This is a genomic window from Streptomyces sp. NBC_00414 (assembly GCF_036038375.1).
Taxonomy (GTDB): Bacteria; Actinomycetota; Actinomycetes; order Streptomycetales; family Streptomycetaceae; genus Streptomyces.
Genome location: NZ_CP107935.1, coordinates 9,163,937 through 9,184,837, shown reverse-complemented (window position 1 = coordinate 9,184,837; position 20,901 = coordinate 9,163,937). Strand labels below are relative to the sequence as shown.

Here is a 20,901-nt window from a genome sequence, read left to right as displayed (position 1 = left end):
AATAGAGACATGGTCAAGCAGGGTCAAGGGTTTTGACGGGATATCGAACAACCACGACCGCATCTCTTCCACCACAGAGCAACAGGTCCTACCGTAAACGCGCATGGATGACGCGGACATGCGGACATCCAACCTTTCGCGAGTACGGAGGAACGTAACGATGCGTCACCTTCCCACCCGCACAACTCGCCGAAGAGCGGTCGGAGCACTCGCCGCGGGACTGCTCGGCGCATTGGGGCTGACCGGGCCGGTCCCGACCGCCTACGCCGACGCACCGGCCAATGCTCCGATCGGAGCACCGGCCGCGATCTCTGCGGCGCCTGCCGCACCGACGGGACCCGCCCTGGACGACGGCCTCGCCCTCACCCCGCCCATGGGCTTCAACAACTGGAACTCCACGCACTGCCGTGCGGAGTTCGACGAGGAGATGGTGAAGGGGATCGCGGACATCTTCGTCGAGAAGGGGCTCAAGGACGCCGGGTACGAGTACGTCAACCTCGACGACTGCTGGGCTCTGCCCGCCCGTGACGCGAACGGGAAGCTGGTGCCGGACCCGGTCCGCTTCCCCGGCGGGATCGAGGCCGTCGCGGACTACGTGCACGCCAAGGGGCTCAAGCTCGGCATCTACACCAGCGCCGGCACGAAGACGTGCAACGACGCGGGCTTCCCGGGCGCGCTCGGCCACGAGTACAGCGACGCCCAGCAGTTCGCGGACTGGGGTGTCGACTATCTGAAGTACGACAACTGCAACAACCAGGGCGTGGACGCCAAGCTGCGCTACACGACGATGCGTGACGCCCTGAAGGCCGCCTCGCAGACGACCGGCCGCCCCATCGTCTACAGCATCTGCGAGTGGGGCGAGAACAAGCCGTGGGAGTGGGCGGCGGACGTCGGCCATCTGTGGCGTACGACCGGGGACATCAGTGACAACTGGGGCTCGATGCTCTCGATCATGAAGCAGAACCTGCCGCTCGCGCAGCACGCCGGTCCCGGGCGGTGGAACGACCCCGACATGCTGGAGGTCGGCAACGGCGGGATGACGGACACGGAGTACCGCACGCACTTCTCGATGTGGTCGATCATGGCCGCGCCGCTGCTCATCGGCTCGGACCTGCGCTCCGCGTCCGACGCGACCTTCGACATCCTCGACAACAAGGAGGTCATCGCGGTCGACCAGGACCCGCTGGGCAAGCAGGGCGCCGTGCTCTCCTCCGAGGGCGGTCGATGGGTCGTCGCCAAGGAGATGAAGGACGGCAGCCGCGCGGTCGCCCTCTTCAACGAGACCGGCAGTCCGCAGCGCATCGCCACGAGCGCGAAGGCCGTCGGACTGCCCGAGGCGGACGCCTACACGCTGCGCGACCTGTGGCGGCACAAGAGCTACAACACGGCGGGCGCCATCTCGGCGACCGTCCCCGCACACGGCACGGTCCTCGTCCGCGTCTCGGCCGACGGCCGGTGGGCCCAGAACCCGCCCGCCGTCGAGATCGGCCTGGACGGCGGCACGTTGATCGAGGCGGGCAGGCGGACCGCGCTGACGACCTCGGTCACCGACCTGGGCCGCACGCCCGCGAAACGCGTCTCCGTCTCCCTGACCGGCCCCGAGGGCTGGTGGGTACGGGCCACGTCGCCGACCACGGCGGGCTCCCTCCCGACCGGCAGGGCGTTGCGCACCGAGTGGACGGTGACCGCGCCCGCCGGGACGCCCACGGGGTCGTACGACCTGACGCTCAAGGCGACCTACCGCTCGCCGAGCGGGGTGCGGGCCGAGAGTGTGCTGCCGCTTACGGCGTCCGTCGTGGTGGCTCCGCCCTCGGGCGCGTCGAATCTCGGCGATCTTCCCTGGCTGTCGGCGACCAACGGCTGGGGGCCGGTCGAGCGCAACACCAGCAACGGCGAGAGTGCGGCGGGCGACGGGAGCCCGCTCACGATCAACGGTGTCGTGTACGCCACCGGGCTCGGCGTCCACGCTGACAGCACGGTCGAGTTCTACACGGGCAAGGCCTGCGAGACCGTCGGCGCGCAGGTGGGTGTCGACGACGAGGAGGGGGGCGACGGGTCCGTCGCCTTCGAGATCTGGGCCGACGGCACGAAGGTCGCCTCCACCGGGGTCCTCACCAACGCCGATGCCGCGCAGTCTCTCGTCGCCGACGTGAGCGGGGCGCAGGTGGTGCGCCTCGTCGTCACGGACGGCGGTGACGGGATCACGTCCGACCACGGCGACTGGGCATCCGCCCGCCTCACCTGCTGACGGCGCCCCGCCAGTTCGTCGGGTACCGGCCCACCCTGGCCGGCCGCGCAGTTCCCCCGCCCCTTGCAGAGCCCCGCCAGGGGCGCGGGGAACTGCGCGGCCAACCCCCACCGACCGCCACGTCACAACAAACCGAACAACCCACGGTGCTCGGCCGAGTACCGGCCCGTCGTGGCCGAGCACGCAGTTCCCCGCGCCCCTCACGGGGCCGGGATGCGCGAGGCCGTGTCGCGGCACCCCTGGACGCGTCCACCGAACAGCCCCCGCGCCCCAACCCCTCAGGGGCGCGGGGAACTGCGCAACACGCCCCCACCGACCGGCCCCGCAGCCCCGCAGCCAAGAGCGTCGGTGGCTCAGCCACCGACCCCCGCCACCGTGCCGCTCGGCCGCAGGCTCAGCGCAGCCGACGCCGCGCCCACGAGCCCCGCGTCCGTCCCCATCTGCGCGGGCGTCACGGTGAGCCGCTGCACGAACGACAGTGTCGCGTAGTCCCGCAGAGCGGCCCGCAGCGGCGCGAACAGGACCTCGCCCGCCTTGCCCACTCCCCCGCCGATCACCGCGATGTCGATCTCCACCAGGGTCGCGGTCGCCGCGATGCCCGCCGCCAGCGCCTGCGCGGCCCGCTCGAAGGAAGCCGTCGCGACAGGGTCACCGGCACGCGCGGCGGCGGCCACGGCGGCCGCGGAGGCGTCACCCTCGGGCCCCGGCCGCCAACCGGCCTCGATGGCACGGCGCGCGATGTTCGGCCCACTGGCGATGCGCTCGACGCACCCGCGGGACCCGCACGGACACAGGTCCCCGTCGAGATCCACACTGATGTGGCCGATGTGGCCGGAGTTCCCCGTGGGCCCGGGGTGCAGCTTCCCGCCGAGGACCAGGCCACCGCCCACCCCCGTCGACACGACCATGCAGAGCGCGTTGTCGTGGCCGCGGGCGGCTCCCTGCCAGTGCTCCGCCGCCGTGATCGCCACGCCGTCACCGATCAGCTCGACGGGCAGCCCGTCCGTCACGGCACGGACCCGCTCGACGAGGGGGAAGTCGCGCCAGCCGGGAACGTTCACCGGACTGACGGTGCCCGCCGAGGCGTCCACGGGCCCGGCGCTGCCGATGCCGACCGCCGCGACCCTGCTCCACAACGGGGAGGCGGTCAGTTCGCCGAGTACGGCCTCGACGGCCCGGATGACGACGTCGCCGTGCTCCTGCGCGGGCGTCGGCCGCTGGGCGCGCAGCAGGATCCGGCCGTGGCCGTCCACCAGCGCTCCGGCGATCTTGGTGCCGCCGATGTCGAGCGCGGCCACGAGGTCGGTGTGCATCAGTGTCAGTTCTCCCGATCGGATCCCGATTGGACCATGAGGAAAGGGCAGGCCGGTCGCGCGGTGGGGAGAGCGGGCCGGAGAAAGCGATGGACAGTCTCTCTCGCATCTGACAACGTTGTCCAGGCTCTATGCTCGACGCCACATCCCGATCCGGGTGCCCACCGGGCCCGTCAGGACCGACGAGGCCCCACAGGACTACAGGACAGGACAGCGCATCGTGGCCGAGACCGCCCGCCGAACCGAGAGCCGCTACGGCAACCGCCCGACGATGAAGGACGTCGCCGCGCGTGCCGGGGTCGGCCTGAAGACGGTATCGCGTGTAGTCAATGGCGAGCCCGGAGTGACCCCGGACACCGAGCGCCGGGTGCAGGAGGCCATCGACGCGCTGGGCTTCCGGCGCAACGACAGCGCGCGCGTGCTCCGCAAGGGCAGCACCGCGAGCATCGGTCTGGTCCTGGAGGACCTGGCGGACCCGTTCTACGGTCCGCTGAGCCGCGCGGTGGAGGAGGTGGCCCGCGCCCACGGCGCCCTGTTGATCAACGGCTCCAGCGCCGAGGACCCGGACCGCGAGCAGGAACTGGTCCTCGCGCTGTGCGCGCGCCGCGTGGACGGGCTGGTGATCATCCCGGCCGGTGACGACCACCGCTATCTGGAGCCCGAGATAAAGGCGGGCGTCGCCACGGTGTTCGTGGACCGCCCCGCCGGGCAGATCGACGCGGACGTCGTGCTCTCCGACAGCTTCGGCGGTGCCCGCGACGGCGTCGCGCACCTCATCGCGCACGGCCACCGCCGGATCGGGTTCATCGGGGACATGCCCCGCATCCACACCGCCGCCGAGCGCCTGCGCGGCTACCGCGCCGCGATGGAGGACGCCGGTATCCCGGTGGAGGACGACTGGATGTCGCTGGGCGTCACCGGCCCGGAGCGGGTCCGGCTGGCGGCCGAGACCATGCTGTCGGGCTCCTCCCCCGTGACCGCGGTCTTCGCGGGCAACAACCGCGTGACGGTCACGGTCGTACGCGTCATCGCCGAGCGGGCCCGGCCGGTCGCCCTGGTCGGCTTCGACGACATCGAGCTCGCCGACCTCCTCCAGCCCGGAGTGACCGTCGTCGCCCAGGACGCCGCCCAGCTCGGCCGCACCGCCGCCGACCGCCTCTTCCGCCAGCTCGACGGCTCGCTCGTCCTGCCCGAGCGCATCGAGCTCCCGACACGTCTGATCACCCGCGGCTCGGGCGAACTGCCGCCCTCCGTCTGACACCTGGCGGCGCCCCGGACACACGGGGCGCCCCGGTCCGCCCCGGCGCCCGGCCGTACGCCGTCAGCAGACGGGCAGACCGGGCACCGGCGAGTCGTTGTCGCCGCCCTGGACGTAGACGTCGCTGACGTAGACACCGCTGTTGCCGCTGTCGTCGTCGGTCTTCGCCCACCAGGTGTTCGTCCACTTCCCGTAGGTCTCGCGGCGCCCGAGGTCCTGCTGGCAGTAGAAGTAGTTGGTGCCGGCGTTGAGGGTGCCCGCCCGCGCTCCCGCGGCGGTGTAGGAGGTCGCGGTCCTCCAGACCTGGCAGTTGTACTTGCCGCCGCCGATGGCACGGCAGGCCGGTGCGGCGCTGGGGCTCTCCGCTCCGCCCGTGGTGCCGCCGCCCGAACTCCCGCCCGTCGTACCGCCCTTGGTGGCTTCGGGCGAGGGAGAGGGGGCCTTGTCCGTCGGCTCGGCGTCCTCGGTGCGGTCGGGCTTCTCGCTCGGCGGCGAGGAGTTCTTCTTGTCGTCCTGTTCCGTGGGTTCCTTGTCGTCCGTCAGGTCGACCGAGCCGCGGTCGGCACCCGGCGACGCGGTCGCGCCCACGCCCCGGGAGGCCTCGGTCCCGGCGGCGGACCCGGACGCGTCGGAGTCCGTCAGTTGGGCGACGATCACGGCGGTCGAGGCCAGCACGACGGCGACGGCCGCACCGACGAGCAGGACGCGCCCCCTGCGGCGGCGGGGAGCGGCCGGGCCGGGCGTGGTCGGCGTGACCTGGGCGGCCGGAGCGACGGGAGTGGCCGTCTGCGGCATCGGTTCCGGGGGCCCGAAGGCGCCGGGTCCGAAGGCGCCGGCGCCGGGTGATCCTGCGGGTGCCGAGTGACTCCGCGGCGGCGGCCCGAACCCGGGCGGTATCACCGGCACGCTCCGCTCGGTGGCGGCCCGTGCCGGACGCGCGGGCGCCCTCAGCCCACGGGTCGCCGAGTCCTTGCCGGTCGGGTCCTTGCCGATCGCGTCCTGGTCGGCCGATTCCTGTTCGGTCGCCTCGGCCACCCTCTCCAGGAGTCCACGCGCCCGGCCGGCCTCCGGGCGGGCCTCGGGCTGCTTGTGCATCAGCTGCCGCAGTACGGGAGCGAGCGGCCCGGCATACCGCGGTTCGGGCAGCGGTTCGACGACGATGGCGGTGAGCGTGGACCACGTGGACGTGCGGCGGAAGGGCGAGGACCCCTCGACGGCCGCGTAGAGGGTGGCGCCCAGGGCCCAGATGTCGGAGGCCGGGCCCGGCTCGTGTCCCTGGGCCCGTTCGGGGGCCATGTAGTCCAGGGAGCCGACCAGTTCGCCGCTGCGCGTGAGATGCGCGGTGGAGCCGTCGCCCGGGTCGTCCATCGTGGCGATGCCGAAGTCCGTGAGGACGACCCGTCCCGAGCGGTCGAGCAGGATGTTGCCCGGCTTCACGTCGCGGTGCAGGACTCCCGCCCGGTGGGCCGCGGCGAGCGCGTCCATGACCTTCGCGCCGATCCCGGCGGCCTCACGGGCGTCGATCGTGCCGCGCTCGCGCAGGACGTCGTCCAGGGACGGCCCGTCCACCAGTTCCATCACGATGAGCGGGCGGCCGTCGACCTCCGCCACGTCGTGCACTGCGATCACGCCGGGGTGGCGCACCCTGGCCGCCGCGCGCGCCTCGCGCTGCATACGCAGCCCCAGGTCGGCGAGTTCGGGTCCGCCCGCGTCCGTGTAGGTACGCAGTTCCTTGACCGCCACCTCGCGGCCGAGCACCTCGTCGAGGGCCCGCCAGACGACGCCCATCCCGCCGCGCCCCAGTTGGGCGACGACACGGTAGCGGCCGGCCAGGAGCCGCCCTATGCCGTCCGGCTGTTCCGTCTCCCCGGGCCGGTCGTGCTCCCCCGGCTGCTGGTTCTCCCCCGCAGACACCGCTGCCCCGTTCCTGTGACACGTCAATGAAGTGCCGCCCAGAGTACGGGGCAGAGGTGACGGCGAGGGCCGACGGCGGCGGCTGTGACAGGTCCGCTACTTGGCCGAGACAGTCAGGTCCGCGCGCCTCGGCACCGCGAAGCCCTCGAGGTCCTTGCGCGTGAGCCCCGTCGCCCGTGCCACCTCGGCGATGTCGAGGGCCCCGCAGTCCAGGCCGCGCAGCAGATGACCACTGAGCGCCTTGGCGGTGGCGGGCTCGTCCATCACGTCGCCGCCGGCCCGGTTGGCGTACGCGACGAGGCGCGCCGCGGCTTGCTCGAACCCCTCGCGGTAGAAGGCGAACACGGCCGCGTACCGGGTCGGGAGGTGCCCGGGGTGCATGTCCCAGCCCTGGTAGTAGGCGCGGGCGAGGGCGCGGCGGGTGAGCCCGAAGTGCAGGCGCCAGGCGTCGTGGACCTTCGCCGTCGGGCCGACCGGCAGCACGTTGGTGGAGCCGTCCGAGACCCGCACGCCGGTGCCGGCGGCCGCGACCTGCATGATCGCCTTGGCGTGGTCGGCGGCCGGGTGGTCGCTGGCCTGGTAGGCGGCGGAGACGCCGAGGCAGGCGCTGTAGTCGAAGGTCCCGTAGTGCAGTCCGGTGGCGCGGCCTTGAGCTGCCTGGATCATGCGGGCGACGGTCGCCGTGCCGTCGGTGGCGAGGATGGACTGGCTGGTCTCGATCTGGATCTCGAACCCGATCCGGCCCCGCTCCAGTCCGTGGGCCTTCTCGAACTCCTCCAGGAGCCGCACCATGGCGGTGACCTGCTCCGCGTACGTGACCTTCGGCAGGGTCAGCACCAGTCCGCCGGGCAGCCCGCCGGCCTCCATCAGCCCGGTGAGGAAGATGTCGAGCGTGCGGATGCCCCGGTCGCGGACCGGCGCCTCCATGCACTTCATCCGGATGCCCATGTACGGGGCCGCTGTGCCGTCCTGGTACGCCTCCGAGATCAGCCGGGCGGCGCGGGCGGCCGCCTCGTCCTCCTCGGCGTCGGGGCGCGGTCCGTAGCCGTCCTCGAAGTCGACGCGCAGGTCTTCGATCGGTTCCCGCTCCAGCTTGGCGCGCACGCGGGCGTACACGGGCTCCGCGAGGTCGTCGGAGAGGCCGAGGACGGCGGCGAGGGAGGAGGCGTCGGGCGCGTGCCGGTCGAGGGCGGTGAGTGCCTGGTCGCCCCAGGAGCGGATGGTGTCCGCGGCGAAGGCGTCGCCCGGGACGTACACGGTGTGGACGGGCTGGCGGGTTCCGGGGTCTCCGGGGTAGCGGCGCTCCAACTCGGCGTCGACCGGGGCGAGTGAGGCACTGATCTCCTCGCCGACGGCGCCGGCGAGGCTCGTCGCCACCTTCTCCTGCTGACCCTGACCCATTCCACACCCTCCGGTTTTCCGCTTCTCGGAATCAACATTCCGTAGAACGAAGTTATCCGTGACCTTCCGGCTGGTCAACACCCTCATCCTCGCCGGACCGGCGCCGGAATCCGGTTCGCTCAGCCCCGGAATCGCCCTGGAGCGGCTCCGGGTCGACCCCGCTCGCCCTCCGCCTCCCCCTGAACCCCTCCCGGAACACGCGCGGACTTCCCCAGGGATCCATCCCGACATCTCGACATGTTCACGCCCGACTTCGAGACTGCGAGGCGCACGACTCGACCGGCATCCGTCGCAGAACCGGCCCGCACCACGGACCGGCATGGCCACAGAAGGAGCATCCCGTGCCCCGTCACAGCCGAGTCACGCGCCGCCTGGGACTCAAGACCGCGCTCACCGCCGCGGTCGCCCTGCCCCTGTCCAGTACGGCGCTCTCCAGGTCGCCCGCCTCGGCGGCGGACCGCCGTGGCCACCTGGAGGTCATGTCCTTCAACCTGCGCTACGCGAGCACCGCCGAACCCAACAGCTGGGCCGTGCGCCGTCCCGTCACCCGTGAACTGCTGCGCCGGGAACCGCTCCACGTCATAGGCACCCAGGAAGGGCTCTACCAGCAGGTGCTCGACATCGCGACGGACCTCGGCGCGCACTACGACTGGATCGGCACGGGCCGCGCGGGCGGCAGCCGGGACGAGTTCATGACGGTGTTCTACGACACCCGCAGACTCGCCCCGGTCGCCTACGACCACTTCTGGCTCTCGGACACGCCCGACGTGATCGGCTCGAACACCTGGGGCGGGGGCTCCATCCGCATGGTGACCTGGGTCCGCTTCCGCGATCTGCGGGACGGTCAGCGGGAGTTCCACTTCCTCAACACCCACCTCGACAACGCCAGTCAGAACGCACGCGCGCGTGCCGCCGCCCTGATCTCCGAACGGATCGCCGGACTCGACCGTTCCCTGCCGCTGGTGGTGACCGGCGACTTCAACGTCGCCGCCCACAGGAACCCGGTCTACGACACGATGCTGGGCGCCGGGCTCGTCGACACCTGGGAGACGGCGGCCGAGCGGAGCAGGCTGTACGCCACGTTCCACGGCTACCGGCCCCTGGTCCCGGACGGCGACCGCATCGACTGGATCCTCGCCACACCCGGCGTGAGTGCGCACCGGGCGTCGATCAACACCTTCTCCGTGGACGGACAGTTCCCGAGCGACCACCTGCCCGTGCAGGCGTCGCTGACCCTGGGCTGAGCGGGGCCCCGAACGAGGTGAGGCCCCCTCGACCGGCACGGTCGAGGGGGCCTCGTACTGCTGCGGGGGTGCTCAGCCCTTGCGGGTCTTGATCTCCTCGGTGAGCTGCGGGACGACCTCGAAGAGGTCGCCGACCACGCCGTAGTCGACCAGGTCGAAGATCGGGGCCTCGGCGTCCTTGTTGACCGCCACGATCGTCTTCGAGGTCTGCATACCGGCGCGGTGCTGGATCGCGCCGGAGATGCCGTTGGCGATGTACAGCTGCGGGGACACGCTCTTGCCGGTCTGGCCCACCTGGTTGGTGTGCGGGTACCAGCCGGCGTCCACGGCGGCGCGCGAGGCGCCGACGGCCGCGCCGAGGGAGTCGGCGAGCGCCTCGATGACGGCGAAGTTCTCGCTGCCGTTGACGCCACGGCCGCCGGAAACCACGATCGCGGCCTCGGTCAGCTCCGGGCGGCCCGTCGACTCGCGCGGGGTGCGACCGGTCACCTTGGTGCCGGTGGCCTGCGCGGAGAAGGTCACGGACAGCGCCTCGACGGCGCCGGCGGCCGGGGCGGCCTCGACGGGAGCCGAGTTGGGCTTGACGGTGATGACCGGGGTGCCCTTGGACACCCGGGTCCTGGTGGAGTACGAGGCGGCGAACACCGACTGGGTGGCCACCGGGCCCTCGTCGCCGGCCTCGACGTCGACGGCGTCGGTGATGACACCCGAGCCGATGCGCAGCGCGAGACGGGCGGCGATCTCCTTGGCCTCTGCGGACGAGGGGACCAGCACGGCGGCGAGGGAGCCCGCGGCGGACACCACCTCGACGGCGGCCTGCAGCGCGTCCACCTTCGGTACGACGAGGTAGTCCGCGTACTCGGCGGCCTCGTCGGTGAGCACCTTGACGGCGCCGTGCTCGGCGAGCGTCGCGGCGGTGTTCGCGGCGCCAGCGCCGAGCGCGACGGCGACCGGGTCGCCGAGGCGGCGGGCCAGCGTCAGCAGTTCCAGGGTGGGCTTGCGGACGGCGCCGTCCACGTGGTCGACGTAGACGAGAACTTCAGCCATGGGACTTCTTCTCTCCTGCTTGCGAAAGATGAGGGGCGGGCGGCAATTGCTCGGCGGGGCTCAGATGCTGCGTCAGCCCGGGGGACGACCCCCCGGACCCCCAGCCGCTAGATGAACTTCTGGCCCACCAGGAACTCGGCGAGCTGCTTGCCGCCCTCGCCCTCGTCCTTGACGATCGTGCCCGCGGTGCGCGCGGGGCGCTCGGTGGCGGAGTCGACCGAGGTCCAGGAGCCTTCGAGACCGACCTCGTCCGCCTCGATCTCCAGGTCCTCCAGGTCCCAGGACTGCACCGGCTTCTTCTTGGCGGCCATGATGCCCTTGAAGGACGGGTAACGCGCCTCGCCCGACTGGTCGGTGACCGACACGACCGCGGGGAGGGAGGCCTCAAGCTGCTCGGAGGCGGTGTCGCCGTCACGGCGGCCCTTGACGACGCCGTCCGCGACGGAGACCTCGGAGAGCAACGTGACCTGCGGGACGCCCAGGCGCTCGGCGAGCAGGGCCGGGAGCACGCCCATGGTGCCGTCGGTGGAGGCCATGCCGGAGATGACCAGGTCGTAACCGGCCTTCTCGATCGCCTTGGCCAGCACCAGCGAGGTGCCCACCGCGTCGGTGCCGTGCAGATCGTCGTCCTCGACGTGGATGGCCTTGTCCGCGCCCATGGACAGCGCCTTGCGCAGCGCGTCCTTCGCGTCCTCGGGGCCCACGGTCAGCACGGTGATCTCCGCGTCGTCCGCTTCGTCGGCGATCTGCAGGGCCTGCTCGACCGCGTACTCGTCGAGCTCCGACAGCAGGCCGTCCACGTCGTCACGGTCGACGGTCAGGTCCTCGGCGAAGTGCCGGTCGCCAGTGGCGTCGGGCACGTACTTAACAGTGACAACGATCCTCAAGCTCACGCCGGCTCTCCTACTGCATCGTCTTTTCTGGGCTGCCTGCCTACGGGCAGCATAGGCGCCTGAAGCGGCCGTTCCCGGTGGGGGCGACCCGCGCTCCGAGCGAAATATTACTCGCCAGTACGCGCTTCTACGCTCCCGTAGCTGGTTCCCTCTAAGCAAGCGCTTTGAACTGTGACCTTCGCAACGCAGCGTAATCGGAACTCGACGTCCGCGCAGACGCGGTGGGCCGGACGGCCCGGCACGTCATTCCCGCAGCGCGTTGAACCGCCCCTGGTGGTACAGCAGTGGGCGCCCGGCACCGGCGGGGTCCCCGAGCAGCACCTCGGCCAGGACGACACGGTGGTCCCCGGCGGGCACGCGGGTGACGATCCGGCACACGAGCCAGGCGAGGACGTCGTCGAGGACGGGAACGCCTTCGGGGCCCTCCCGCCAGGCGGTGGGCTCGCCGAACCGGTCGGCGCCGCTGCGCGCGAAGGTCGCCGCCAGCTCCTGCTGGTGCTCGCCCAGTACGTGGACACCGACATGGTCCGTCCGGGAGATCGCCGGCCAGCTGGAGGCGCCGGTGCCGATACCGAAGGAGATCAGCGGGGGCTCCGCGGACACCGAGGCGAGCGAGGTGGCGGTGAAGCCCACGGGACCCTCGTCGCCGCGCGCGGTGATCACCGCGACACCGGCCGCGTGCTGCCGGAAGACGGAGCGGAGCAGGTCCGGGGAGGCGAGTCGGGAAGTGCTGAGATCGGGCGTGGCCGTCATGGGGTCGTCCTTCTGCGCGAAGCCGGCGGCGGGGTCCTGGGCTGTTCAGCAGCCCGGACAGCGCCCGCTCGCGCTACGGACGGGAGCCCCGGTCCGAAGGCGTTCGCACTCGAAGGGCTCGGAGAGCCCGGAAAGAAGGAGTTCCGTGGACATACGGTCAGACTGACGATAGGTGGTGGATGCAGTCAAGTGCGTCCCGCCATATGGGAGATGCGTCACCGATGGCCTCCAGCCTCATGATCAGGGACTTCCGGGTGATCAGGGGGGTTCTGAACGGTCAGGGGGTTCCGAACGATCCGGTCAGGGGGTTCCGGACGGTCAGGGGGTTCCGACCGCCTCACCGAGCGCGGCGATCACGTCCGCCTTGCGCGGCTGCCCGGTCGCGCGGCGCACGATGTGACCGTCGGCGTCGAGCACGAGCACGGTCGGCGTCTTGAGGATGTCCAGTTCGCGGACGAGTGCGAGGCGGGCCTCGGCGTCGATCTCGACGTGCCGCACGCCCGGGACCAGCTCGGCCACCTCGCCGAGCACCCTGCGGGTCGCCCTGCAGGGTGCGCAGAATGCGCTGGAGAACTGGACGAGGGTGGCCCGCTCGCCCAGGTCCTCGCCCAACTCGGCCGCACCCAGCCGCTTTCCACCGTCCCGCCCACGCACTCCGACTCTCCCGCTCCGCCGTCGGTTCAGCACTCCGTAGGCGCTCGCCGCCGCGAGCACCAGCACACACACCACAAGTCCGGTCATCCCCGACTTCAGCATTCACGAGGCTGCAAAGATTCCCGTGCCCCCGGAAGTCCTCCCTGCGGAATACTTGATTCATGAACATAGACGCACGAGGGCCGCGCTTCGGAGCTGCCGTGACGACCGTGGTCCTGGCGGCCGTACTGATCACCGGCAGCGCCTGGCTGCTGGCCTGGCAGACACTGGCGTTCGCGCTCGGCGCGGTGGGCGGCGTCGGCCGTTCCCCGTACGGCCTGCTGTTCCGCAAGGTCGTCCGTCCGCGGATCGGGCCGCCGACGGAGTTCGAGGCGCCCGAGCCGCCGCGGTTCGCCCAGGCGGTCGGACTCGGGTTCGCGGTGGTGGGTCTTCTCGGCTACACGGTGGGCCCCGAATGGCTGGGGCTCGCCGCGACCGCGGCGGCGCTCGCGGCGGCGTTTCTCAACGCGGCGTTCGGGTATTGCCTCGGGTGCGAGATGTACCTGCTCGTACGGCGGGTGGCGGTTCGCGCAGAGTAAAGGCGACGTAAAACGCCGAGGTGGATCAAGGGGTGACGTGACGAGGATCTCGCCAATCTGCGGCACCAGGACTGGTCACTCGTCCGTTCTTCGGGCACGATCTGCGCAATGCCGTAAACCTACGGCAGCGTAAGTTTCCCGCCGGGAGCACCCCTTCCCAGGCAGAACAGAGAGAAGGGTCCACTCCGTTCATGGCTGAGCTTGCCTACCGTCCCGCCATCGGTCTCGCCCAGACGTTGTTCAAGGCCTGGGACCTGAAGATCGATCTCAAGGGGACGGAGAACATCCCGCGCACGGGCGGTGCGGTGCTGGTGAGCAACCACATCAGCTATCTCGACTTCATCTTCGACGGTCTCGCCGCCCTGCCGCAGAAGCGCCTGGTCCGCTTCATGGCCAAGGAGTCGGTGTTCCGTCACAAGATCTCCGGCCCGCTGATGCGCAACATGAAGCACATCCCCGTGGACCGCAAGCAGGGCGAGACGGCGTACGCGCACGCGCTCGACTCGCTGCGCTCCGGTGAGATCGTCGGCGTCTTCCCCGAGGCCACGATCTCCCAGTCGTTCACGCTGAAGAGCTTCAAGTCGGGTGCCGCGCGCATGGCGCAGGAGGCGGGCGTCCCGCTGATCCCGATGGCCGTGTGGGGTACGCAGCGACTGTGGACCAAGGGCCACCCGCGCAACTTCAGGCGCAGCCACATCCCGATCAACATCCGCGTCGGCGAGGCGATCGAGGCCTCCCGCGACAAGTACGCGGGCGCGATCACCCGGCAGCTGCGCGAGCGCGTACAGGAGCTCCTGGAAGCTGCGCAGCGCGCCTATCCCGTACGCCCCAAGGGCCCGGACGACACCTGGTGGATGCCGGCCCATCTCGGCGGCACGGCACCGACCCCCGAAGAGGTGAAGGCCTCCGAGGCCCGCTGAGCCGAGCGCTCCGCTGGCGGGCAGGTGTCCTGTCCGCCGTCCACTGCGGCCCGGTCGCGCCCTCGCGGCACGGCGGCTCGCCCGCACAGCCTCACCGACTTGCCGACTCGCCGACTCGCCGAGTCAGAGTGCTGTCGGAAGTGACTTCCACAGGTGTGGGCGGTCGGGGGCGGCCCTGAGGGCGTCCAGGACGGTCGGGTGCGGTTCGGCGTACAGCGTCGGGTAGTCCAGTTCTCCGGACTCCGGGTCGGGCGTGAAGGCCAGGCGCTCGCCGTCGAGGGAGAACCGGGCGTCCACGCCCGGTTTGTTGCCCCGGGGGTCCTGCCGATGCCAGGCGCCGTTGAACCGGACCGCGACGAGCCCGTGCACCACGTCGAACTTCTGGTAGCAGAACGCCGTCGGGATGTCCTCGGCTCTCAGCAGGGCGGCCAGGGCATGGGCCTTGGCGAAGCAGATGCCGGTGCCCTGTTCCAGGACGTCCGAGGCGCGCCAGGTGACGCGGAGATCGCCGGAGTCCTGCGAGTGCGGGATGGTGTCGCGCACGAACTCGAAGGCGGCCTGCGCATAGGTATACGAGTCGGCGACCTGGCCGGCCAGCCGTGCGGCCACCTCACGGACCGCCGGGTGATGATGGTCGATGACCTCGTCGGCGGCCAGGTAGGCGGACAGGTCGGGGTTGTTCTGGATCAGCTCCATGCCTGCAGAGCATAAGAATACGATCACCCGGAGGTCAACTATTTTTCCGGGAGATCGTATATCTATGCATCAAGCCCCGATGTGGCGCTAGCCCGCCATCTCCTCCTTGAGCGCCGCCAAGAAACCGTCGACGTCGTCCTCGGTCGTGTCGAAGGCGCACATCCAGCGGACGTCTCCCGCGGCCTCGTCCCAGAAGTAGAAGCGGTAGCGCTTCTGCAGGCGCTTGCTCACGTCGTGGGGCAGCCGGGCGAAGACCGCGTTGGCCTGCACCGGGTGCAGGATCTCGACACCGTGCACCGCGCGCACGCCCTCGGCGAGGCGCTGGGCCATCTCGTTGGCGCGGCGGGCGTTGCGCAGCCACAGGTCCTTGGCGAGCAGGGCCTCCAACTGCACCGACACGAAGCGCATCTTGGAGGCGAGCTGCATCGACAGCTTGCGCAGATGCTTCATGTGGCTGACCGCGTCCCGGTTCAGGACGACGACCGCCTCGCCGAACAGCGCGCCGTTCTTGGTGCCGCCGAAGGACAGGACGTCCACGCCGACCGCGTTGGTGAACGCCCGCATCGGTACGTCGAGGGAGGCGGCCGCGTTGGCTATCCGTGCACCGTCGAGGTGCACCTTCATACCGTGCCGGTGGGCGTGGTCACAGATCGCGCGGACCTCGTCGGGCGTGTAGACGGTGCCCAGTTCGGTGTTCTGGGTGATCGACACCACCTGCGGCATCGCCCGGTGCTCGTCGTCCCAGCCGTACGCCTGACGGTCGATCAGCTCGGGAGTGAGTTTGCCGTCGGGCGTGGCCACCGTGAGCAGCTTGAGCCCGCCCATGCGCTCGGGGGCGCCGCCCTCGTCGACGTTGATGTGCGCGCTCTCCGCGCAGATCACCGCCCCCCAGCGGTCGGTGAGCGCCTGCAGTGCCACGACGTTGGCGCCCGTGCCGTTGAAGACGGGGAACGCCTCGGCACCCGCGCCGAAGTGGCCGCGGATCACCTGCTGGAGGTGGCCGGTGTAGTCGTCCTCGCCGTACGCGATCTGGTGCCCGCCGTTGGCCAGGGCCAGCGCGGCGAGCACCTCGGGGTGGGCCCCCGCGTAGTTGTCACTGGCGAAGCCGCGCACCTGCGGGTCGTGGCGCCGCCGGGCATCCGTCTTCGGCGGGTTCACCGCCTCGCGGTGAGGGTTCACGGCATCACTGCCGCAGTTCACGGCTTGTCGGTCAGCCACAGACGCTTTCCGTTCACTTCGGGGGCGGGCTTGTCCCAGACACCGGTGATGGCCTCGGCCAGATCCTTGACGTCCGTGAATCCCGCGAACTTCGCGTTCGGGCGCTCGGCGCGCATCGCGTCGTGCACCAGTGCCTTCACCACGAGGATGGCCGCCGCGGACGTCGGTCCTTCGGCGCCCTCGGAGATCCCCGCCTTGCGGAAGTAGTCGGCCATGGCCAGTGTCCACGCCTCGGCGGCGGCCTTGGCGGCGGCGTACGCGGCGTTGCCCGCGGTGGGCTTGCCGGCGCCGGCGGCGCTGATCAGGACGTACCGGCCGCGGTCGCTGCGCTGCAGGGCCTCGTGGAAGGCGAGGGACGTGTGCTGCACGGTGCGGATGAGCAGCAGCTCCAGCAGGTCCCAGTCGTCGAGGCTGGTCTTGGTGAAGGTCTCGCTGCCGCGCCAGCCGCCGACGAGGTGGACCAGGCCGTCGACGCGCCCGAACTCCTTCTCGGTGCGCGCGGCCCACTCCTTGGCCGAGTCCCGGTCGAGCAGGTCGACCGTGTCGCCGACGACGGTGGCGCCGCCGTGGGCGTAGCGGGCCGCGTCCACGGCCTCGGCCAGTCGCTCCGGATCGTTGTCGGACCCGACGACCACGGCCCCGGCCTCGGCGAGCCGCAGCAGGGTCGCCCGGCCCACCGGACCGCCCGCGCCCGCCACCGCGATCACAGCGCCGCTCAGTGCCCCGCCATTGCCGTTCCCCATGGTCTTCGCCTCCTGAGCAGTGTTCCGGACACGGTCGCTCACGCGGCCACCCGCTCGGCACTCGCACCGGTGATGCCCCGGGTACTGGCGATCACGTTCTTCAGCTTCTTGGAGAGTGCCTCATAGAACATGCTCAGGGGAAACTCGTCCGGAAGCACCTCGTCCACCAGTTTTCGCGGCGGCAGCGTCACGTCGAGGGCGTCGGGGCCCTTGGCCCAGCGGGAACCGGGGTGCGGGGCGAGGTACTGGGACACCAGGTCGTACGCGGCGAACCAGTGGACCAGTTTCGGACGGTCGATGCCGTCGCGGTACAGCTTCTCGATCTCGGCGCACAGCTGGTTGGTGACCTGCGGGGCGCGCTGCCAGTCGATGAACAGCTTGTTGTCGGTCCAGCGGACGACATCGTGCTTGTGAAGGTAGGAGAAGAGCAGCTGCCCGCCGAGGCCGTCGTAGTTGCGGACGCGGTCGCCGGTCACGGGGAAGCGGAACATCCGGTCGAACAGCACCGCGTACTGCACGTCGCGGCCCTGCGGGAAGCCGTCGGCCTCCAGCTGCACGGCCTCCCGGAAGGCGGTGAGGTCGCAGCGCAGCTCCTCCAGGCCGTACATCCAGAACGGCTGGCGCTGCTTGATCATGAAGGGGTCGAAGGGCAGGTCGCCATGGCTGTGGGTGCGGTCGTGGACCATGTCCCACAGGACGAAGGCCTGCTCGCAGCGCGCCTGGTCGCCTACCAACTCGCGGATGTCGTCGGGCAGTTCGAGGCCGAGCGTGTCGACGGCGGCCTCCGTGACCTTGCGGAAGCGGGCGGCCTCGCGGTCGCAGAAGATGCCGCCCCAGCTGAACCGCTCCGGGGCCTCGCGCACGGCGATGGTCTCCGGGAAGAGGACGGCCGAGTTGGTGTCGTAACCGGCCGTGAAGTCCTCGAAGGTGATGCCGCAGAACAGCGGGTTGTCGTAGCGGGTGCGCTCAAGATCGGCCAGCCAGTCGGGCCAGACCATGCGCAGGACGACCGCTTCGAAGTTGCGGTCCGGATTCCCGTTCTGCGTGTACATGGGGAAGAGGACCAGGTGTTCGAGGCCGTCCTCGCGGTGCGCCGCGGGCTGGAAGGCCAGTAGCGAGTCGAGGAAGTCGGGCACCTTGAAGCCGCCGTCGGCCCACCGGCGCAGGTCCTTGACGAGCGCCTCGTGGTACGCGGCGTCGTGCGCGACGAGCGGGGACAGCTCCTGTACGGCGTCCATGACCCGGCGCACCGCCAGGTCGGCGTCCGCCGGATCGGGGGCGCTCTCGGCGTCGAAGTCGATCGACCCGTCCTTGGACTGCCATGGCCGGATCCGCTCCACGGCATCCTTGAGCACGGGCCAGGCCGGGTGGCTCACCACCCTGCTCCGGGGAGGAATCCGCTCCTCCGCACTGACCTGCACAAGAATTTCCGTCATGACCCACCTTCCACGGGAGAACCTCGCGTATGGACACCGTATGCGTGTGGGACTCTCCGAGACAAGTGGAGTTTCGGGAGATTATCCTGCCCCCTCACAACTTCACCGCTATTTTTCCTGCGGGACACCGTAAGGGCGACTACTTCCGCCGTCGGCCGGGTACCCGCCGGAGTTCGGGCGACCCGCTGCCGACGTCCGGCCGAAGTCCGGGTCAACCCACCGGGGACTCGCCCACGCGGGGGTGACCCGGAAAGGGGGCGGCAGGGCCCGTAATCCCGGTCGGCAGGCCTCATTCCCGGCCACCGGAGCGGGTACAAGGTCCGTCGGGGCCATTAGGCTGCGGCCTTGCCGCGTGGGCACGGGACCGCCGCACGCGGCAGCCGAGCCGCCGTCGACGGAAGCGGAGCCAACCCTTGAACTTCCTCACCATCGGTCATCGCGGAATCATGGGTGTCGAACCGGAGAACACCCTTCGTTCCTTCACCGCCGCCCAGCAGGCGGGCCTCGACCTGATCGAGCTGGATCTGCATCTGAGCAAGGACGGCGCACTCGTCGTCATGCACGACGCCGACGTGGACCGTACGACCGACGGTTCGGGTCCGATCGCCGAGAAGACCCTTGCCGAACTGCGCGCGCTGGACGCGGGACGCGGTGAGCGCGTGCCGGTGTTCGAGGAGGTCCTGGACGCCGTCACAGCCCCGCTCCAGGCCGAGATCAAGGACGTGGCCGCGGCCCGGGCACTCGCCGAGGTCATGAACCGGCGCGACCTCGTCGGCCGGGTGGAGGTCCTGTCCTTCCACGACGAGGCGGTCGCCGAGATCGCGCGGCTCGTGCCCGGCGTCCGTACGGCGCTGGTCGCCAGCCGCTATGGCATCGATGTCGTCGAGCGGGCGACCGCGGTCGGCGCCACCACCCTGGTGCTGAACATCCGGCGGCTCACCCTGGAGGTCGTCGAGCGCGCGCGCAAGGCCGATCTGCGGATCATCGGCTGGGTCGTGAACACCCAGGACCATCTGCGGCTGGTCCGCGCCCTGGAGCTGGACGGCGCGACCACCGACTACCCGGAGATCAAACGCACCGGTCGCTTCACGGCGTGAGCGCCGGCGGCTCGGCGACCGGCGGTGTAACGATTATGCGAGCGGCTTCGCCAGGAGCTCGAACTGCAGGTCGTCACGTTGCGGGACGCCGAACCGCTCGTCGCCGTACGGGAAGGGAGTCATCTTTCCCGTACGGCGATAGCCGCGCCGCTCGTACCAGGCGATGAGGTCGTCGCGTACGGAGATCACGGTCATGTGCATCTCGGTGGCGCCCCAGGTCTCCTTCGCCAGCCGCTCCGCCTCGGCGATGATGACCTTGCCGAGGCCCGCGCCCTGGAGTGCGGGACTGACCGCGAACATGCCGAAGTAGGCGTGCGTACCGCGGTGTTCGAGCTGGCAGCAGGCGACCACCACGCCGTCGCGCTCGACGGTCAGCAGACGGCTTTCGGGCGACTTGATGACCGCGAGGACACCTTCCGGGTCCGTCCGCTGCCCTTCCAGGATGTCCGCCTCGGTGGTCCAGCCGGCCCGGCTGGAGTCCCCCCGGTAGGCCGACTCGATCAGTGCGACGAGAGCGTCCACATCGGAGTCGACGGCGTCTCTGAAGGTCAGTCCGTCGGGAACGGTGTGCATGGAGCGGTTCTCCGATCTCGGGCGCGGCTCGGGCATGGACGAGGGTAACGCCCGCACTACGCTCGGGACGCATGGTGCATGTACTGAGCAGCCGGACCTTGCTCCGCCCCGCCGACCCCGAGCGTTCCCGCGCCTTCTACGGCGACAAGCTGGGGCTGCCCGTCTACCGGGAGTTCGGCACGGGCCCCGAGCGCGGCACCGTGTACTTCCTGGGCGGCGGCTTCCTGGAGGTCTCGGGCCGCTCCACGGAACCGCCCTCCCCCGCCGTCGAACTGTGGCTCCAGGTGGCCGACGTGAGGGCGGCGTACGAGGAACTCGTGGCGGCCGGCGTCGAGGTGGTCCGGCCACCGGTGACGGAGCCGTGGGGACTCGTCGAGATGTGGCTCACGGATCCTGACGGCACGCAGATCGCGGTGGTGGAGGTCCCGTCGGACCATCCGCTGCGGTACCGACCCTGAGCGGGGGCACACCCCGCCCGTGGGTTCGCGCCTTCTCCCCCGGCCGGCCGGTCGTCACTCCCGGCAGAGGCAGAACGGGTGGCCCGCCGGATCCGCGTACACCCGGAACCCGCGGCTGCCACCCTGGTCGTCCAGGTCGAGCGGGGTTGCCCCGAGGGCCAGTACCTGGGGCTCGGCCGCGTCGATGTCCGGCACGTCGAAGTCCAGGTGCAGCTGTTGGGAGCCGCCGTCGGCGCTCGGCCAGTCGGGCGGGCGGTGGTCCGGGGCCCGCTGGAAGGAGATGCGGTGGCCGCCGGGCGCGTACAGGTCGTACCAGTCGTCGTCGTGGCGCTTGACCTCGCCGCCCAGGACGCCCGCGTAGAACTCCGCCAGGGCGGCCGGGTCCGGGCAGTCGAGTGCTACGAGGCTGTACGTGGCGATGGCCATGTCGTTCCCTTCGGTGCCCTTCGTTCCGGAG

General features: G+C 70.8%; 20 protein-coding genes. 7 read left to right on the top strand and 13 right to left on the bottom strand.

Annotated elements, in window-relative coordinates:
- The first annotated feature begins 160 nt into the window (after positions 1–160).
- Positions 161–2,248 (top strand): NPCBM/NEW2 domain-containing protein, encoded by a 2,088-nt coding sequence (locus OHS59_RS39425; RefSeq protein ID WP_328498112.1) that lies wholly within the window; start codon positions 161–163, stop codon positions 2,246–2,248.
- 353 nt (positions 2,249–2,601) lie between these two features.
- On the opposite strand, the gene OHS59_RS39420 is transcribed toward OHS59_RS39425, so the two are convergent.
- Positions 2,602–3,561, bottom strand: a complete 960-nt coding sequence (locus OHS59_RS39420; RefSeq protein ID WP_328498111.1) for an ROK family protein — start codon at positions 3,559–3,561, stop codon at positions 2,602–2,604.
- Between the two features lie 220 nt (positions 3,562–3,781).
- Here OHS59_RS39420 and OHS59_RS39415 point away from each other — a divergent pair, with 220 nt between their 5' ends.
- Complete coding sequence (locus tag OHS59_RS39415; protein ID WP_328498110.1) at positions 3,782–4,819, top strand: LacI family DNA-binding transcriptional regulator; 1,038 nt, start codon at positions 3,782–3,784, stop codon at positions 4,817–4,819.
- Between the two features lie 63 nt (positions 4,820–4,882).
- On the opposite strand, the gene OHS59_RS39410 is transcribed toward OHS59_RS39415, so the two are convergent.
- Both OHS59_RS39410 and OHS59_RS39405 read right to left on the bottom strand, forming a co-directional pair.
- Positions 4,883–6,733 carry a protein kinase domain-containing protein gene (locus tag OHS59_RS39410; RefSeq protein ID WP_443061574.1) on the bottom strand — a complete coding sequence of 617 codons (1,851 nt, stop codon included), beginning with the start codon at positions 6,731–6,733 and terminating at the stop codon, positions 4,883–4,885.
- A 96-nt stretch (positions 6,734–6,829) separates the two neighbouring features.
- Positions 6,830–8,134, bottom strand: a complete 1,305-nt coding sequence (locus tag OHS59_RS39405) for a DUF6986 family protein (RefSeq protein ID WP_328498109.1) — start codon at positions 8,132–8,134, stop codon at positions 6,830–6,832.
- Positions 8,135–8,475: 341 nt separating this feature from the next.
- Between OHS59_RS39405 and OHS59_RS39400 the strand changes: the two genes are divergently transcribed.
- Entirely contained in the window at positions 8,476–9,378 is a 903-nt protein-coding gene (locus OHS59_RS39400) for an endonuclease/exonuclease/phosphatase family protein (protein WP_328498108.1), read from the top strand.
- 72 nt (positions 9,379–9,450) lie between these two features.
- On the opposite strand, the gene OHS59_RS39395 is transcribed toward OHS59_RS39400, so the two are convergent.
- From OHS59_RS39395 to OHS59_RS39380, 4 genes are all read right to left on the bottom strand, one after another.
- Positions 9,451–10,425 (bottom strand): electron transfer flavoprotein subunit alpha/FixB family protein, encoded by a 975-nt coding sequence (locus OHS59_RS39395; RefSeq protein WP_328498107.1) that lies wholly within the window; start codon positions 10,423–10,425, stop codon positions 9,451–9,453.
- A 107-nt stretch (positions 10,426–10,532) separates the two neighbouring features.
- Positions 10,533–11,318, bottom strand: coding sequence for an electron transfer flavoprotein subunit beta/FixA family protein (locus OHS59_RS39390; RefSeq protein ID WP_328498106.1), 786 nt, complete (start codon positions 11,316–11,318; stop codon positions 10,533–10,535).
- A 243-nt stretch (positions 11,319–11,561) separates the two neighbouring features.
- The gene (locus tag OHS59_RS39385; RefSeq protein WP_328498105.1) at positions 11,562–12,071 is read right to left on the bottom strand and encodes a flavin reductase family protein; all 510 of its coding nucleotides are present in this window, start codon (positions 12,069–12,071) and stop codon (positions 11,562–11,564) included.
- 318 nt (positions 12,072–12,389) lie between these two features.
- Positions 12,390–12,812 carry a TlpA family protein disulfide reductase gene (locus OHS59_RS39380; protein WP_328498104.1) on the bottom strand — a complete coding sequence of 141 codons (423 nt, stop codon included), beginning with the start codon at positions 12,810–12,812 and terminating at the stop codon, positions 12,390–12,392.
- A 74-nt stretch (positions 12,813–12,886) separates the two neighbouring features.
- On the opposite strand from OHS59_RS39380, the gene OHS59_RS39375 reads away from it, so the two are divergent.
- Positions 12,887–13,303, top strand: coding sequence for a DUF4395 domain-containing protein (locus OHS59_RS39375; protein WP_328498103.1), 417 nt, complete (start codon positions 12,887–12,889; stop codon positions 13,301–13,303).
- A gap of 191 nt (positions 13,304–13,494) precedes the next feature.
- Positions 13,495–14,223: a lysophospholipid acyltransferase family protein gene (locus OHS59_RS39370; protein ID WP_328498102.1), complete on the top strand. Its 729-nt coding sequence runs from the start codon at positions 13,495–13,497 to the stop codon at positions 14,221–14,223.
- 123 nt (positions 14,224–14,346) lie between these two features.
- Here OHS59_RS39370 and OHS59_RS39365 read toward each other — a convergent pair whose 3' ends face one another.
- From OHS59_RS39365 to OHS59_RS39350, 4 genes are all read right to left on the bottom strand, one after another.
- On the bottom strand, positions 14,347–14,919 hold the full coding sequence (locus OHS59_RS39365) for a transglutaminase family protein (protein ID WP_328498101.1): 573 nt from the start codon (positions 14,917–14,919) through the stop codon (positions 14,347–14,349).
- 87 nt (positions 14,920–15,006) lie between these two features.
- On the bottom strand, positions 15,007–16,077 hold the full coding sequence (locus OHS59_RS39360) for a threonine aldolase family protein (protein WP_328499529.1): 1,071 nt from the start codon (positions 16,075–16,077) through the stop codon (positions 15,007–15,009).
- Positions 16,078–16,115: 38 nt separating this feature from the next.
- Positions 16,116–16,880 carry an SDR family NAD(P)-dependent oxidoreductase gene (locus tag OHS59_RS39355; protein WP_328498100.1) on the bottom strand — a complete coding sequence of 255 codons (765 nt, stop codon included), beginning with the start codon at positions 16,878–16,880 and terminating at the stop codon, positions 16,116–16,118.
- 38 nt (positions 16,881–16,918) lie between these two features.
- Positions 16,919–18,316 carry a DUF6421 family protein gene (locus OHS59_RS39350; protein WP_328498099.1) on the bottom strand — a complete coding sequence of 466 codons (1,398 nt, stop codon included), beginning with the start codon at positions 18,314–18,316 and terminating at the stop codon, positions 16,919–16,921.
- A gap of 413 nt (positions 18,317–18,729) precedes the next feature.
- Here OHS59_RS39350 and OHS59_RS39345 point away from each other — a divergent pair, with 413 nt between their 5' ends.
- A complete protein-coding gene (locus OHS59_RS39345) occupies positions 18,730–19,413 on the top strand; it encodes a glycerophosphodiester phosphodiesterase (RefSeq protein WP_328498098.1) in 684 nt (227 codons plus the stop codon).
- A 33-nt stretch (positions 19,414–19,446) separates the two neighbouring features.
- On the opposite strand, the gene OHS59_RS39340 is transcribed toward OHS59_RS39345, so the two are convergent.
- Complete coding sequence (locus OHS59_RS39340; RefSeq protein ID WP_328498097.1) at positions 19,447–19,986, bottom strand: GNAT family N-acetyltransferase; 540 nt, start codon at positions 19,984–19,986, stop codon at positions 19,447–19,449.
- A gap of 71 nt (positions 19,987–20,057) precedes the next feature.
- Between OHS59_RS39340 and OHS59_RS39335 the strand changes: the two genes are divergently transcribed.
- Positions 20,058–20,444 (top strand): VOC family protein, encoded by a 387-nt coding sequence (locus OHS59_RS39335; protein WP_328498096.1) that lies wholly within the window; start codon positions 20,058–20,060, stop codon positions 20,442–20,444.
- Between the two features lie 54 nt (positions 20,445–20,498).
- On the opposite strand, the gene OHS59_RS39330 is transcribed toward OHS59_RS39335, so the two are convergent.
- On the bottom strand, positions 20,499–20,870 hold the full coding sequence (locus OHS59_RS39330) for a VOC family protein (RefSeq protein ID WP_328498095.1): 372 nt from the start codon (positions 20,868–20,870) through the stop codon (positions 20,499–20,501).
- Positions 20,871–20,901 lie beyond the last annotated feature (31 nt).

Coding starts and splice junctions, on each gene's coding strand:
- OHS59_RS39420 (WP_328498111.1), bottom strand. CDS start 3,561: ATGCACACCGACCTCGTGGCCGCGCTCGACATCGGCGGCACCAAGATC.
- OHS59_RS39335 (WP_328498096.1), top strand. CDS start 20,058: ATGGTGCATGTACTGAGCAGCCGGACCTTGCTCCGCCCCGCCGACCCC.
- OHS59_RS39340 (WP_328498097.1), bottom strand. CDS start 19,986: ATGCACACCGTTCCCGACGGACTGACCTTCAGAGACGCCGTCGACTCC.
- OHS59_RS39350 (WP_328498099.1), bottom strand. CDS start 18,316: ATGACGGAAATTCTTGTGCAGGTCAGTGCGGAGGAGCGGATTCCTCCC.
- OHS59_RS39405 (WP_328498109.1), bottom strand. CDS start 8,134: ATGGGTCAGGGTCAGCAGGAGAAGGTGGCGACGAGCCTCGCCGGCGCC.
- OHS59_RS39330 (WP_328498095.1), bottom strand. CDS start 20,870: ATGGCCATCGCCACGTACAGCCTCGTAGCACTCGACTGCCCGGACCCG.
- OHS59_RS39425 (WP_328498112.1), top strand. CDS start 161: ATGCGTCACCTTCCCACCCGCACAACTCGCCGAAGAGCGGTCGGAGCA.
- OHS59_RS39375 (WP_328498103.1), top strand. CDS start 12,887: ATGAACATAGACGCACGAGGGCCGCGCTTCGGAGCTGCCGTGACGACC.
- OHS59_RS39395 (WP_328498107.1), bottom strand. CDS start 10,425: ATGGCTGAAGTTCTCGTCTACGTCGACCACGTGGACGGCGCCGTCCGC.
- OHS59_RS39355 (WP_328498100.1), bottom strand. CDS start 16,880: ATGGGGAACGGCAATGGCGGGGCACTGAGCGGCGCTGTGATCGCGGTG.
- OHS59_RS39370 (WP_328498102.1), top strand. CDS start 13,495: ATGGCTGAGCTTGCCTACCGTCCCGCCATCGGTCTCGCCCAGACGTTG.
- OHS59_RS39365 (WP_328498101.1), bottom strand. CDS start 14,919: ATGGAGCTGATCCAGAACAACCCCGACCTGTCCGCCTACCTGGCCGCC.
- OHS59_RS39385 (WP_328498105.1), bottom strand. CDS start 12,071: ATGACGGCCACGCCCGATCTCAGCACTTCCCGACTCGCCTCCCCGGAC.
- OHS59_RS39380 (WP_328498104.1), bottom strand. CDS start 12,812: ATGACCGGACTTGTGGTGTGTGTGCTGGTGCTCGCGGCGGCGAGCGCC.